Raw genomic sequence first — 16,208 nt, 5'->3', positions numbered from 1 at the left:
GAAAAAACCCACCAATTGGTGGGTTTTTTAGTTTATGCGGCTGCTTTTTCAATCGCTATCTCTTTTCTTTGTTTGCGATCATGCAATAAATAGTAAATGACAGTCGTTGATAATACAACAATTGCAGTGATTACGTACATAATATGGAAAGATGTTTTGGCCGTTACGATTCCGAGGACGTAAGAGCCAATTCCCATACCAATATCAAAAAACATAAAAAATGTCGCTGTTGCCATTCCTTTTTTAGCAGGAGCAGCAGTATTAATCGCTAAAGTTTGAAAACTAGGTACGATTGAGCCATAGCCTAGACCGATTAATGCAGCGGAAAATAAAAAGATTGTTGGTACCGTTGAAAAGCTCAAGACAACTAGACCAATTGAAAATAAAATGATCCCAGGGTAAACGATTATGTTCGCTCCTTTACGATCAAATAGTTTACCAGTGAAAGGTCTTGATCCTAAAATGAAAACTGCATAAACAATAAAAAAGAAACTAGCAACATCTACAAAACCTAAATTCTTTGCGTATAAAGTGATAAATGAAATGATACCACTGTAACCAAAAGAGATGATTGCTGCAGTAATTGAGATTGGTAATGCTGAACGCTCAATTAATTGTGATGGTTCCATTCGAGTTTTTGCTTTTAATGTTTGTTTTGGAATCGCAATGAATAGACCGAAAATCAGTGATAGAATTGCGAAGAAACCAGAAACAAAAAACAACATATGGAAGGTGAAATGATTCATTAAATTGATACCAAGAAAAGGACCAAAAACCATGGCAAGGATCATGGATGAACTATAATAACTCATACCTTCTCCTCTACGTGTTGCAGGAACTATTTCAGCAACAATCGTACCGGTTGCTGTTGTGCCTAGACCAAAAGCAATCCCTTGTGCAAAACGCAATAACAGTAATAATGTAAAATTATTTATAAAAGGATATAAAAATGTTGTCAATGTAAAGAAAACTAATGAGATGATTAGTATTTTTCTGCGACCTATTGTATCAAGCCAAATTCCAGCAAAAGGACGAATGGCAACTGAAGCGATCAGAAACGATGTTACAACTAGACCAACTTTACTATCTTCTTGACCTAAATTATCAATCACAAAAATCGGCAATGTTGCCATCAATGTATAAAATACTAAAAACACAAAAAATCCACTTAAGTTAACACTTAGAAAATCCTTTGTCCATAAACGCTCGTTTTTCAAGCTTATTCCCCCTGTTTAGTAACCTCTGTCGATGTCATATTGTTCATCATTTTTTGAAAAACTTGAAGTGCAATAGTAAGCTCTTCATCGGGTATATCTTTAATAACATCATTTTCAAATGAAATAATTTGTTCTTTCCAACGATCAAATTGATTTAGAGCTTTATCAGTTAAATGAATCATTTTTTCTCTTTTGTCCGTACCTTCTTTGCGAACAATTAAGTCTAAAGTTTCCATTCTACATAGCGTTCGCGTCAATGTTGGTGGCTCAATATTCAAATTCGAACAGATTGTACGTTGAGTACAAGGTCCATGTAAATAAATATAATGAATAACGGACCATTGTGCCAAATACAATCCAGTAGGAACGAGATGCTCATTAAATGATTTCGAAAACTGACGTGTCGTTTGATTTAATAAAAAAAAGAAAGACTGCTTTTTGTGCATGAAAAAGTCTCCTCGATAAAATTAGTTAGCTAGCTAAATAAAATAGTTGTCTAGCTAATTATATTTAAACAAATTGTGAATGTCCAGCAAATTAATTTATTTAGTATAAATTGCGCATAAGAGTAAATATTAAATATAGAAAAATTTTACAAACAGTTAGGACGGTATTGGAGATGGCAGAAGCAATACATTCAGCAAGTGGAAAATCTCATAAAATGAAGATACTACAAAGAACAATCGCTATGCTAGTAGGTGCTTTGCTTGTAGCAACTGGACTTGAAATTTTCTTAGTACCAAATGATGTTATTGATGGTGGAATAACAGGCATTTCGATTATGATTTCCCATCTTACAGGACTTCCTCTAGGGGTATTTTTATTTGTACTAAACCTACCTTTTTTTTATTTAGGCTATAAGCAAATTGGGAAAACATTTGCAATTTCCACCATTCTTGGCATCACTGTACTTTCCTATTTAACAAGTATGTTTCATCATATCCCTGCTTTTACAGAAGATATATTACTTGCAACGATCTTTGGAGGGATGGTTTTAGGGGTTGGAGTAGGATTAGCCATACGATTTGGTGGAGCACTAGACGGTATTGAGATTCTAGCGATTATTATTAATAGTAAGATTCCTTTTTCCGTTGGTGAAATTATAATGGTTTTCAACTTATTTATTTTAGGAGCTGCTGGATTCATTTTTTCTTGGGATCGAGCAATGTACTCAATTATTGCGTATTTAGTCGCATTTAAAACAATTGATATCGTTGTTGAAGGATTAGAACAATCAAAATCAGCATGGATCATTAGTGATAAAAGTGATGATATTGGAGAAGCAATTCTTTTTAGAATGGGCCGTGGTGTTACATATATAAATGGAAAAGGTGCATACTCAGGTGAAACGACAAAGGTTATTTATTGTGTTATCACTCGATTAGAAGAAGCTGAATTAAAAACAATTGTTGATGACATTGATCCAACTGCCTTTTTAGCAATTTCAGATATAGCAGAAGTACGTGGCGGAAGATTTAAAAAGAAAAATGTACATTAGGATCATACTCATCAAGAGTACTGAAATAGGGAAGAAGGTTCAGCATCGTTGGACCTTCTTTCCTTTTATTCTTTTGCTATTTGCTGTATTATTTAATTGATAACTGAAAATTTAGAAAACTATATAATTGTAGATAAACTCATTATTTGATAGATTAAAAGGCTAAAAAGGAGGGAGAAGCTAGATGGAAAAGTTCGATGTGATTGTTGTTGGAGCGGGATTAGCTGGTTTAGTAGCAACTGCTGAGATGGCAGATGCTGGGAAAAGTGTACTGTTATTAGATCAGGAACCGAAAGCATCAATAGGTGGCCAAGCTTGGTGGTCATTTGGCGGGTTATTTTTAGTCGATACTCCTGAGCAACGTAGATTAGGAATTAAGGATTCGAAGGAATTAGCTTGGCAGGATTGGCTTGGAACAGCAGGGTTTGATCGAGAAGATGACGAGGATTATTGGGGAAAGAAATGGGCAGAGGCATATGTTGAGTTTGCATCTGGTGAGAAGAGGCAATGGCTTTATGATATGGGAGTGAGATTTTTTCCAATCGTCGGTTGGGCTGAACGTGGTGGCTATCTTGCAGAAGGACATGGGAATTCAGTGCCTCGATTTCACGTAGTATGGGGTACGGGTCCAGGAATTGTTGCTCCTTTCGAGCGAAGAGTTCGCGAGCATATGAAAAAAGGTTTAGTAGAATTTAGGTCCCGTCATCGGGTAGATCAACTACTAACAAAAGATGGAGCTGTAGTAGGAGTAAGTGGATCATTATTAGAGCCAAGTAAATCAGAACGAGGAGAAGATAGCTCTCGTGAAGTGATTGGTCACTTTCAATATGGGTCAAAGGCCGTTTTAGTATCAACTGGCGGTATTGGAGCGAACTTTGATTTAATCCGTCAAAATTGGCCAAGTCGACTAGGTACCCCTCCAAAAAGGATGATATCTGGAGTTCCGGCACATGTTGATGGTCGAATGCTTGCTATAACTGAAAATGCTGGTGGTCGAATTGTTAATCGTGATCGAATGTGGCATTATACTGAAGGCATAAAAAATTGGAATCCGGTATGGAGCAATCATGGAATCCGTATTCTACCTGGACCATCATCAATTTGGTTAGATGCACGTGGACAACGCTTTGGTGCACCAAATTTTCCTGGTTTTGATACTTTAGGTACATTACAAGCCATTCAACAAACTGGATATGATTACTCTTGGTTTATATTAACGAAAAAAATTATTCAAAAAGAGTTTGCACTTTCTGGTTCGGAACAAAATCCTGATTTAACTGGAAAAAGCATAAAACAAGTGATGAAAAGGGCAACATCAGGCATACCGGCACCTGTAAAAGCTTTTATGGAAAAAGGAGAGGACTTTATCGTTGCAGACTCGTTAAAAGAGCTTGTAGAAGGGATGAATAAGATAACCGGGGAAAATTTACTAAACTATGATGTAATCGAACGTCAACTGATCGCACGTGATCGTGAAATGGATAATAAATTTACAAAAGACTTACAAATCACTGCCTTAAGAGGAGCACGTAATTATATCGGTGATAAATTAATTCGTGTTGCATCTCCTCATAAAATTTTAGACCGAAAAAATGGTCCGTTAATTGCTGTTCGTTTAAATATTGTAAGTCGTAAAACACTTGGGGGACTTCAAACAAATTTAGATGGTAATGTATTAAATTCTTCAGGTAATGCAATTGCTGGACTATATGCAGCAGGTGAGGTTGCTGGATTTGGAGGCGGCGGTGTACACGGTTATCGTGCAATGGAAGGAACATTTTTAGGTGGTTGCTTATTTTCAGGTAGACAAGCAGGAAGAGCGATTAGTAGAGATTTAGAATAAAATCGTAATCTTCTATATTAAATAACTTTGTCGACTAAACTTGGGCAAATTCGTTCATTCGAATTTGTCCTTTTTTGCATTGGATTTGCCCTACATTATTTCTTATTCTAAATAACCGTATAGCTTGTTCTATCATAGGGTACGAATAAAAAGGGTACTAGAAACTCCGACAAGCTATTTATATTAGAAAAGGAGTGAATGTGTATGGATAAAATGAAGAATACAGTCAGTTCCGGCACCCATGCTGGAATGACCAAAAAAACAGTTGGGCAGTTTTTGTTTGATTGCTTGAAGCTAGAAGGCATTACAGAAATTTTCGGCGTCGCAGGGGACTATAATTTTTCACTACTTGATACGTTGGAACGATATAAAGGAATACAGTTTATAGAAGGAAGAAATGAACTAAACGCGGGTTATGCTTCAGATGGTTACGCAAGAATCAATGGAATCGCAGCTCTTATTACTACGTTTGGAGTTGGGGAATTGAATGCATGCAATCCGATAGCTGGAGCATTTAGTGAACATGTTCCGATCATTCACATTGTTGGTTCCCCGAAAGAAAAAGATCAAAAAGAACACAAGCTGATGCACCATACTCTAATGGATGGGGATTTTAATGTATTCAAAAATATGTATAAACATATTACTGTCTATCATGCAGTCCTCACACCTGAAAATGCCATGATTGAAATTCCAGCCGCTATTCGCATTGCCAAAGAAAAGAAACAGCCAGTTTACCTAGTTGTAGCGGATGATGTAGTGGATCAGCCGATTTTGGATCGCTTAGAGCCAATACCACAACTAAAAACATCAAACTTAAAATCACTTCAGGCTGCAACAAATCATGTACGTCAGCTGTTAGATTGTGCAAAGCGGCCAGTAATCCTAGTTGATGTAAAGACGATACGTTTTGGCCTTCAGGAAGCAGTTTGGCAGCTGGCAGACGATATGAATATACCAGTTGCGTCGCTGATGTTTGGTAAAGGAGCATTCGATGAAACCCACCCTAATTATATCGGAATGTACTTAGGCTCGTTTGGATGTTCTGAAGTTCAAAGTACGGTAGAAAATGCAGACTGTATCATTACGATTGGATTGGTATTTGCAGACACCAATACAGCGAATTTCACTGCAAAACTAAATTCAATGATGACCATTAATATCCAATCGGATCATGTTAAAATTGCTGAAGCAGTTTATCCGAATATTTTTGCAAAAGACATGCTTCAAGCAATACAAAATGTGGGTTATAAAGGACAAGGATTACTTAAAAAAGTGTCATTTCCATACGATCAATACAATGTGAGTCGTGATGAAGCACTAAAGGCAGCCGGCTATTATCCACTTTTTCAACGTATGCTGAAAAAAGACGACATTGTGATCGTTGAGATCGGTACATTCTACAATGGCATGGCGGAGGTTAGACTGCAAAGCAATATTACCTATATTGGACAAGGAGGCTGGGGCTCCATCGGATACGCCACCCCTTCGACGTTCGGTGCATGTATCGCAGCCCCAAAACGGCGGGTGATGTTATTTACAGGTGATGGCTCACTACAGCTAACTGCACAAGAAATCAGTTCTATGCTTTATTACGGCTGTAAACCGATCATTTTCGTCTTAAACAATGACGGTTATACAATCGAAAAATACTTAAATGTAAAAACCAAAAATCAAACATACAATAAAATCCCTAGGTGGTCTTACACAAAGCTTGCTGATGCCTTTGGAGGCAATGCATTTACTGCTATTGTTCGTACCCATGGAGAACTTGAACAAGCAATAAATCAAGCTGAAATCGAATGTTCAAAAAGGCTCTGTATGATTGAAATGATCGTAAAAGATCCATTGGACGCACCAGAAAATTTGAAAAAGATGTATAAGTATTTGGAGAAACAGGCAAAGCAACGTAGTCAAGAGTAGTCAGTAGAAATAAAAAAGTTGGAATCAGCTATACAGATGATTCCAACTTTTTTCATGTTAATTGCTATATATAAATTTATGAGATCATTAAACCGAGTGATGGTGTTTCCTGAAATTTAATTTGATTTTTTCGCTTGACTTGAAATCCATTTCATAAATTAGATTGAAAGTAAGCAGATTTATAACGAGGGAGAAAAAAGATGAACAATCTATTGTCTACCATTACGGGGGGATTGGAAATCTGTGCTAGAACCCAAAATATACCCTTTGAAGATTTGTTTTTAATGAATAAAAGATTATATAGTATAAGCAATAAACTATTAATGCATAAAATTCCTTGATAAGTCATATGTGTTGGAGGTGTGTGATGGCAAATATTAACGATATTGCAAGATTAGCAGGTGTATCTGTCTCTACTGTTTCTAGAGTTCTAAATAATTATAAGTATGTTGCTAGTGATAAACGAGAGGCAGTTTTGAAAGTTATTGAAGAAATGAATTATACACCAAATAAAAATGCAATTGATTTAATACGAGGGGAAACAAGGACAATCGGTGTTATTCTCCCATATAACAACAATCCAGCATTTGATCAACTATTAAACGGTATACTGAACAAGGCTTTAGAGAAGGATTTTTTAATAACGGTACTTCCTTCAAATTATCATAAAGAAAAAGAAATAGAGTATTTGCAAAAATTAAAAAGCAAGTTGTATGATGGCATCATTATCACGTCACGAGCAAACGATTGGGAAACAATCATTCCGTTTAGCGAATATGGTCCAATCGTAGCTTGTGAATATACGCAACACAAGGAAATCGGTTGTTCCTATATGGACCGCTATTCTTCTTATGTAGATGCCTTTCAGTTATTAAAGAACAAAGGGCATGATGTGGTCGCATTCACAACTGCTAGGCTCAAAAGCAATAGCACAAAGCAAATAATTGATGCTTATATTGAAATATTTGGTGGACTTCAACCTGAATATCATCTTTCAGAATGTCATTGTTTAGAAGACGGATATGAAGCAGCAAAGAAATTCCTGCATTTACAAAAAAAGCCAACTGCTATCTATGCAAATGGAGATGAAGTGGCTGGTGGAATCTATTTATACGCAAAATCGCAACAATTGAAAATCCCGACTGATTTAGCCATTATTGGTCAAGAAAATCAACCAATTGGTGTCGGTATGGGAATTTCTACAGTAGATCACCAATTAACGAAAGTCGGCGAACAAGCTTGTAGTCTTGTAATAAAGAAATCTAGAGAAAAAGTAAAAATACCTTATCGCATTGTCGAAAGAGATTCCGTTTAATAAACAAAGATAAAAAATAGAGAAAAATGTGGGGAAAGAAAATGAGTAAAAAATTTATTGTTTTTGACATTGATGGAACATTACTAACGACTGAAATGAAATTTTTAGACAGTACGAAACAAGCTTTGGTTTCTCTTAAAGAAAATGGACATGAAATCGTCATCGCGACAGGAAGAGACTACACTTCTGCAATATCCATCATCGACGAACTAGAAATTGATACTTATGTTTTATGCAATGGATCTGTAGGATTTGTCCGTCATGAAATTGCTCATGAGGAACTATTTTCTAAAGAATCAATTATGAAACTAATTGAAATAGCGATGGAAAACAATGACCAGATTGTGTTTCAAACTATGAACGGGGTAAAAAGACATTTTGAGGAACCTGGAGAGTCATTAACAAAAGCTTATGAAAGTCTAGGATTGATGATCCCAGACTTTGATGAATTGTATTGGAAAGAAAATTCGATTATTCAGGCGATGCTTTTTTGCAACAAAGAAGATCTCCACAAATATGATATAAACGAATTCCGATATGTTAGTTGGCATCAATTTGGCTCAGATGTCATCCCTAAAGAAGGTTCAAAAGCTAAGACAATTTTGAAAATTGCTAAAGAAAATGGATTTAAGCAAGAAGATATCGTCTTCTTCGGTGACGGAATGAACGACATAGAACTAATGGAACTTTCAGGAATCGGTGTTGCAATGGGAAATGCTGAAACGGTGGTTAAAGAGAAAGCAAATTTAATCACAGATAGTTGTAATGAAGATGGAATTTACAATGCACTTAAGAAAATGTTATTAATTTAAGATGGAAACGAAATAGATCAATCTAAAAAAGCGCTCCCTTTGTGAGATCGGAGTTTTTTGTACTTTGTGTACACACTGAAATATCATAATGTATGATAATTTTTGGAATATCGAATAATAAGCTTCAGTTGACTCTTTATCTGGAGGACAAAAATGAAGCGTACAATTAAACTAATTGGAATATGTTTGCTTTTATTGATCATAGTTGGTGTTGGATCGATCTTTCTATCCCCAAGACCTGTAACTTGGTTTTTGAAGAAGTCATTTGCTGGTGGGATGGAAGTAGAGGCAGCTGATTATGGGATAGCAAAACAAAAAACAACAATGGAAACTAATATCGAGTATTCATCAAAATATAGAAGCAGTACATTTGATTTGATTAAGTATAAAGGTGACTTGAAATACATTCCAACGATCTTTTGGATTCATGGTGGCGCATTTGTAGCAGGAGATAAAGAGGATGTTCGGAAATATGCAACATATATAGCGAGTCATGGGTATAATGTAGTGAATATAAATTATCCTTTAGCTCCAAGTGTTGCTTATCCAATACCTTTACAACAAATTGATCAAGCTTACAAATTTGTCAAAAAAAATGCTGGTAAATATGGACTGGATTTAAACAATATTTATATAGCTGGCGATTCAGCGGGAGCTCAGCTTACAGCACAATTTGTAAGCATTCAAATGAATAAACACTATTCAGATACAGCTAAAATAGCTCAAAGCGTTAATCCAAATACAATTCGTGGTGCGATTCTTCTTTGTGGCCCTTATGATATGAAAGAAGCTAAGGCAAACGCTTCATCAAAATTGACTAAATTTGTATTTAAGCGAGTGGGCTGGGCCTATTTTGGAAAATACAATTGGGAAGATGAAAAGGTGACAAAAGAAACATCCCTTTTAAGAAATGTACCAGAAAAATTTGTTTCAACATTTATAACTGACGGTAATACAGGGTCCTTTGAATCACAAGGTAAAAAATTTGCAGCTTTACTAGAAAAAAGAACAGGTGTTAAACAAGTCTTTTATCGTAAATCATATGGCACACTAGGTCACGAATACCAGTTCCAAATGAACACGAAGGCTGCACAAAATACATTTAATGAATTACTCAATTTCTTAAATGGTACGAAAGTTTCTCAATAAAAAAGCAATCTTATAGACGATATTCATTTTTTATCGTGGATTGAATAAAAAAATAAATTACATCTTAAAGTGAAGAGAATTCGAATTTTGAATTCTCTTTTTATCGTGGTCAAAGTAAATAAAAAAGGATAATTAAACAACTTTCCTAAATTTTTTTGTTGTATTTCGTCGAAAATCCCTTAGAAGTTGATTTAATAGCGGATAAATAACCCAATTGACCGAATGTTCAGAATAATAAATAATAAAAGTGATTTTTGTTTCTGAATTTTAGGAGGTAGAAAATGGGAAAACATATTTCTAGAAGTAAGCTTGCCAAAAGGATTTCTGTGTTAGCATTGTCATCTAGCTTTATTCTTGGATCTTTAAGTTATGTATCAATTTCTTCAAAAGCTGCAACATACTCTAAAGTAGATAAGTTGCTGGCAAATTTATCATCAGCCGAGAGGGCAGCACTACATCAGTTTACAACGAGTAATGAGACTGGTTTGCAAGTTAATCGAGATATTGATTTAGATGCTACAACACAAACGAGCGTTATTGTTGAATTTAATAATAAACCAGCAAAAGTTGCGCAACTAGAATCAGCAATAAATGGTAAACAGCTCACAAAGACAGAAGCATCAAACCTTGTTGATCAAGACCATGCAACTTTTTCAAAGGATTTAGGACAAGTATTATCAGAAGGTAATAATAGGAAAGTAAACTATAAAGTAAACCGTTCATTTAAGCATGCTTTTAATGGTGTTTCAATGAGTCTACCAGCAAATCAAATTAAAAACCTTTTAAAATCAAATGCTGTTAAAGCAGTTTGGAGTAATGAAGAAATTCATGCTGAAATCGAAAACAATCAAGAAGAAATACAAACTGGGGGATCAAGTAATCAATCAGCTCTTTCGTTTTTAGGGGTAGACAAGCTCCATCAGGAAGGTATTACTGGAAAAGGGGTTAAAGTAGGAGTTATTGATACTGGTATCGACTATAATCATCCAGATTTAAAGGATGTATATAAGGGTGGATACGATTTTATCGATAATGACAATGATCCGATGGAAACTACATATGAAGACTGGAAAAAGTCTGGATTTGCTGAGTTTTTCTGGGCAACAGGCGCACCATACTATACTGAACATGGTACACACGTCGCAGGAATCATTGCTGGACAAGGAAAAAATGACGGGGATATTAAAATGAAGGGAATTGCTCCAGATGTCGAGTTACATGCTTATCGTGTATTGGGACATTACGGTTCGGGTACAGATTCTAGTGTTATAGCAGGGATTGATCAAGCTGTTGCCGATGGGATGGACGTCATTAATCTTTCATTAGGTGCAGGGATTAATAATCCACTATATTCTACGAGTATAGCGATTAACCAAGCAGTATTAAGTGGAGTTACAGCAATAATTGCTGCTGGAAACAGCGGAAATGATATGTATACATTAGGTTCTCCAGGTACTGCAGCACTGGCTTTGACAGTAGGAGCAAGTAATGAACCAAATAATTTACATACATATAAGAGTGTACTTCAATCAGGTACAGAAACAACTTCTGCTGACTTGCAAGAAATGGCGAAAGGTTACACAGATCATGTTGAGCAATTGAATGGCCAATCCTATTCAATAATTGATGTTGGGTATGGCGGATCAACTGACTATAAAAATAAAGATGTAAAAGGGAAAGTTGTATTAATAAGTCGTGGGAACAATATTACTTTGGCAGATAAAGTAAAATATGCAAAATTAAATGGTGCACAAGCAGCGCTACTTTTCAATAATAATCCAGATGAAGGTCTTATACCGTCTTATTTAGGTGAAGGATTAGAATATATTCCTACATTCACGTTAACAAATGCGCAAGGCCTAGCTTTGAAATCAAAAGTTAATACAGCAAGTACGTTTACTTTTAATGAACTTGGAGAAATTCAAACAAAAGCAGACGAGTTAGCGGATTTTAGTTCACGTGGACCAGCTCGTGTGACATACGATATTAAGCCAGAAATTACTGCTCCAGGTGTTGGTGTTTTCTCTACTGTGCCAGCTTATATGATTAATAAAAATAAGCCAAACGATTATGAATACGCTTATGAACGACTTTCGGGTACATCTATGGCAACGCCAAATGTTGCAGGTATGGCTGCACTTTTACTCCAAGCAAAATCAAGTTTAAAACCGAGTGATGTCAAGTCAATCCTAATGAATACTGCTACTCCTTTAAGTAGGGATTATAGTGTTTTTGAATCAGGAGCAGGTAGAGTAGATATATATAAAGCAGTGCATTCATCGATTGAAATGAAAGTTCAAAATGAAACACCTATTTTAAAAAATGGGAAAGAAAAGAAAATAAAAGATGAAACAGGTGCATTAAGCTTTGGTTCAGTCGATCTAAGTGCTGATGTAAATGAAGAGCGTAAAGTTGTTCTTAAAAATTCTGGAAATGAAACAAAAACATTTGATGTAGCAGTTAAATATCAAACAGGTTTACGTGGATCTAAAGATGTTGATAAAAACGGAGTAAAAATTTCAATTTTACCGACTATTAAACTAGCTGCTAATTCTCAAAAAAATATGAATGCTTCAATCTTTATACCAAAAACAGCTGAAAAAGGTAATTATGAAGGGTATATCGTTTACACAAATCAAAATGATCCGAGAGAAACATATAAAATTCCTTTTGGTGTACACGTTGTTGAAGAAGGAATAGGCGTTTTTGAAACATCATCACTTGGCTTATCAGAAGACCGCTATAGAGATGGATATACAAGTCCTAACACGATTAAGACAATAACTGCTCAAGTTCAAATGAAATCAAATGTTAGAAATATTGATTTCATATTGGAAGATGGAAAGACGAGTCAGGAAATAGGGTATCTTGGTGCAGTGAATGGATTTAGTTTAAATGAAGGTGATTTAGTTAATTTGAATCTCTTTAATGGTACGTATTACCCGTTTGATAACGCATCCCCTAACGGTATTAGTACATCCCGTGTTGTGGCAGATGATGGTTTTTACAAGATCAAACTCCTTGCGACAACTGATACTGGTAAACAGTTCACAGCATATCGTGATTTAGTAATTGATAATAGAAAGCCTAAATATACGATCGATGGACCAGTAGGAGATATCATTGAATACGAGGAAGGTCAAAAATCAGTTACCATTACCGGTTCAGTATTTGATCAAGATATTGAAGGGCATAAAGCAGCAGGTATGAAGATTGATCAGTCTGCAAACAAAGTCTATGATTTAGCAAAAGGAGAACAGCCAGTAGAAATACCTGTTGATAAAAATGGCACATTCAAATATGACGTACCTATTGGAAGTGGAGTAAAGGTTGTTAAATTAGTTGTAGTTGATCCTGCAGGAAATGGTAGTGTTGCACCTAAGACAATTAAAATCGTAAAAAAAGGTACACCATACTTGACTGCAATTGTGGATAAAGAGACTGCAAAACCGGGTGATGTAGTAAATGTGAAAGTCGTATTAAAGAACGCTGTCGATTTTAAAAAAGGTACTGTAGACATAGGTGCATCTTCAGATTTCTTAAATATCGAAAACGTTGGATTACACCCAGATTCTAGTAAACTAGGAGAAATTAAATTTACCAACACTTCAGCAAATATTGTAACTGTAGAAACTGCTGATAGTAATACGCAAACTCTTAATGGGGATATTCCTTTAGTGGAAGCTACTTTTAAAGTAAAAGATTATAATTTTGAAATAAGACCAGATTGTTCTGGTATATTTACATTTGGTTCATATGTTAACAGATCAGGTAAAACGAATTCTCTGATTACAAATTCACCATATGTTGATTTAGTTCCTACTTATTCGAAAATCAAATCTCTTTTATATGCTGAAGGTTTATTAACTAGTGGTGGGGCGTTTGATAGTAGAAGGGATTACAGTAAAGTTGGTGCAGATGTATTAATACAAGATGCCAAAGGAAATCGATATAATCAAATCTTTAATCAGTTTGGAAAAATTGAAGCTTCACATTTAGCACTTACTGATCAACCACTCCAAATGACTATAAAACTTCCAGGACATTTTAGAAGTCATTATAATTTCAAAATTGGTATGCTAAATGAAAAAGGTGAATTGATCGGTCAATTTAAAAAAATCGATCTACCTTTACTACTTGGTGGAGATGTAAACGGTGACGATGTAATTGACGTATTGGATGCATTATTTATTCAAACATATTGGGGAACAAACAAACGAAGTGCAGATATTAATATAGATGGAAACGTTGATGTAAAAGACCTTGCATTCGTAGAAAAGAACTATTTAATGCAAAATCCTTCTGTTGAAAATGCGCCAAAACCAAAAAGTAAATATAAAATGAAGACTTTAGAGATTGTAAAGAGTGAGTTAGGATTATAATCTACTAGTCTTGAAAATTATAAAAACCGATTTCCTTCTATTAAGGAAATCGGCTTTTTATCTAACTTAAACTGTAAATAAAATTAATATACACCAACTGCATCAAATGCTTTATTAACAGTCGTTACTTCAGCAGAGCCTGCACCGTATAGGTCAGCAGCAGATTGTGCAAGTGCTGCACGAGCTTGACTAAATGTTGCTGAAGAAGTTAAGTAAACAGTATTTGCGCGATAGAAAATTTTCGCTAATTTATCATTACCGATGCCTGTAACAGATACACCGTAATGAGTTCCACCTACAGCAATTAAGTAAGCAGCTTTATTGATGATACCGCTATTTGTATGAACGCCTCCATTATCACTAGTCCCAGTGTAACGTTTTGAGTAGTGATCTGGATCGCCATATTTAGCTGGATTACTCATTGAACGAAGTGAGTCACCAGCAACATTTGGTGTGTAGATATCTTCACCAATCTCGTAATCTGGATTGTTATTAGTATAGAACTCAATAACAGTTCCAAAAATATCCGAAATAGCTTCGTTTAATGCACCAGACTCATTTTGATAGATTAAGTTCGAACTTCTTTCTGTAACAGCGTGAGTTAACTCATGCGCTACTACGTCAAGTCCACCCGATAAGTAAGTGAATGTTGTTCCATCACCATCACCATAAACCATTTGTGAACCGTTCCAGAATGCATTGTTATAGTTGCGGCTATAATGGACAGTTGATTTTAAAGCAGCACCTTTATTATCATATGAATTGCGTCCAAACACAGTTTTATAATAGTCAAATGTTTTTCCAGCATAATAATGAGCATCAACTGCTGCAGCTTCAGCTGTACTATTTAGAAGTGTGTCAGCACTTGACAAAAGCGTACCTGGTAGGCTTGTACGATTACTTGCATTATATGTGAAAATACCATTTCCTCTAGTATTGTCTTGTAAATAATATGTTGAACCAGATTGAGTCATATTAAAGGTTTTTGTATCACCAAGTACACCTTTACCTGTTGCAGTTACGTTTGTCCCAGTAACAGTAGGTTTGCTAGCAGCTGAATCAATACTATTATAGCTATTTAAAATTTTACCAGTTGAGGCTTCGATGAAATAATTATAGTTTCCAGGTTTTGGAGAAAGGAAGTTTAAGTTTACTAGATAAGCATACGTTGCATCATCACCATTTGTATAAACTACTAGTTGAGCTGTTGGGTCTTTTTCATAGTCAGGAGTATATCCTAGGTCTGCTTCTGCGATTTTGATTGATTTATTAGCGTTAACTTTTTTAGTCGATTTTAGCCCTTTTTTAGTATCTAAGTTTGGAATTACAGTACCAGAGAAAACAGTTAGCTCTCCATTATCTCCAACTACTGCCGTTTGAGTTGAACCCCATACAGGAACACCGTTATAAACTTGTTGCAAGTGAAGTGAAGTACCGTAAATATCTTTTTTACTAGACTCAACAATGAATGAATCTTTTGCAGACTTCGAACCAAGTTTGAACTTGTCCTTATTAGAGTTTACATAAGCTTTTACAACATCTTCAGCATTTTTAGATGATGGTTTTGTCAGATGGCCAGAAATGAATTCAGGAGATCCCACTGATTTGTTGTACTTGTAATTCGACATTACATTTTTTGGTGCAGCATATGTATTAGTTACTGCTAAACTACTTGCCGCCAATCCTACAGATAATCCAACCGCTAAAACTTTTTTGTTCATTAAAAATTCCTCCCCTTGGTTAACAATGTGGTATTGAGGAATTCATCGTATCACCTGAAAAACTGGTTTATCAAACTACAAAAATCGACAATTCTTGCGTTTTATGATGTAAAAATAAGCGGAAATATCGAGGTAAAAATAATTCAGAATCTTTAAAATAGTTAAAAAGAATCATTTTAAGTTAAAAACTGGTAAATAAAAAATCGAATTTTATTAAGAATATGTATATTTTTGGTTAAAATTAACTCGAGAAAACGATGTATAAAGAGAGAAAAAGTATGAAAATAATTATTTGTGAATAATTATTTCTTATTTAAATTAGAAGATAAAATAAGAAATCCAAAAAAA

10 protein-coding genes are annotated in these 16,208 nt (G+C 35.1%); 7 read left to right on the top strand and 3 right to left on the bottom strand.

The window, feature by feature from the left end:
- Positions 1-32: 32 nt before the first annotated feature.
- Entirely contained in the window at positions 33-1,217 is a 1,185-nt protein-coding gene (locus tag CN925_RS01480) for an MFS transporter (protein ID WP_098843992.1), read from the bottom strand.
- A gap of 2 nt (positions 1,218-1,219) precedes the next feature.
- Entirely contained in the window at positions 1,220-1,663 is a 444-nt protein-coding gene (locus CN925_RS01475; protein WP_098843991.1) for a MarR family winged helix-turn-helix transcriptional regulator, read from the bottom strand.
- A 173-nt stretch (positions 1,664-1,836) separates the two neighbouring features.
- Between CN925_RS01475 and CN925_RS01470 the strand changes: the two genes are divergently transcribed.
- From CN925_RS01470 to CN925_RS01440, 7 genes are all read left to right on the top strand, one after another.
- Positions 1,837-2,715, top strand: a complete 879-nt coding sequence (locus CN925_RS01470) for a YitT family protein (RefSeq protein WP_098843990.1) — start codon at positions 1,837-1,839, stop codon at positions 2,713-2,715.
- Between the two features lie 184 nt (positions 2,716-2,899).
- Positions 2,900-4,558, top strand: a complete 1,659-nt coding sequence (locus CN925_RS01465) for an FAD-binding dehydrogenase (protein WP_098843989.1) — start codon at positions 2,900-2,902, stop codon at positions 4,556-4,558.
- 204 nt (positions 4,559-4,762) lie between these two features.
- Complete coding sequence (locus tag CN925_RS01460; RefSeq protein ID WP_098843988.1) at positions 4,763-6,481, top strand: alpha-keto acid decarboxylase family protein; 1,719 nt, start codon at positions 4,763-4,765, stop codon at positions 6,479-6,481.
- A 367-nt stretch (positions 6,482-6,848) separates the two neighbouring features.
- Positions 6,849-7,796: a LacI family DNA-binding transcriptional regulator gene (locus CN925_RS01455; protein ID WP_098843987.1), complete on the top strand. Its 948-nt coding sequence runs from the start codon at positions 6,849-6,851 to the stop codon at positions 7,794-7,796.
- A 41-nt stretch (positions 7,797-7,837) separates the two neighbouring features.
- Positions 7,838-8,608: a Cof-type HAD-IIB family hydrolase gene (locus CN925_RS01450; protein ID WP_098843986.1), complete on the top strand. Its 771-nt coding sequence runs from the start codon at positions 7,838-7,840 to the stop codon at positions 8,606-8,608.
- A 153-nt stretch (positions 8,609-8,761) separates the two neighbouring features.
- On the top strand, positions 8,762-9,757 hold the full coding sequence (locus CN925_RS01445) for an alpha/beta hydrolase (RefSeq protein ID WP_098843985.1): 996 nt from the start codon (positions 8,762-8,764) through the stop codon (positions 9,755-9,757).
- Between the two features lie 281 nt (positions 9,758-10,038).
- Positions 10,039-14,139, top strand: coding sequence for a S8 family serine peptidase (locus CN925_RS01440; protein ID WP_098843984.1), 4,101 nt, complete (start codon positions 10,039-10,041; stop codon positions 14,137-14,139).
- Positions 14,140-14,222: 83 nt separating this feature from the next.
- Here the strand turns inward: CN925_RS01440 and CN925_RS01435 are convergent, their stop codons facing one another.
- Entirely contained in the window at positions 14,223-15,860 is a 1,638-nt protein-coding gene (locus CN925_RS01435; protein WP_098843983.1) for a M4 family metallopeptidase, read from the bottom strand.
- Between the last annotated feature and the right edge of the window lie 348 nt (positions 15,861-16,208).

It is taken from the genome of Bacillus sp. AFS055030 (assembly GCF_002574545.1).
Taxonomy (GTDB): Bacteria; Bacillota; Bacilli; order Bacillales; family Bacillaceae_G; genus Gottfriedia.
This window is presented reverse-complemented; position numbering and strand designations above follow the sequence as displayed.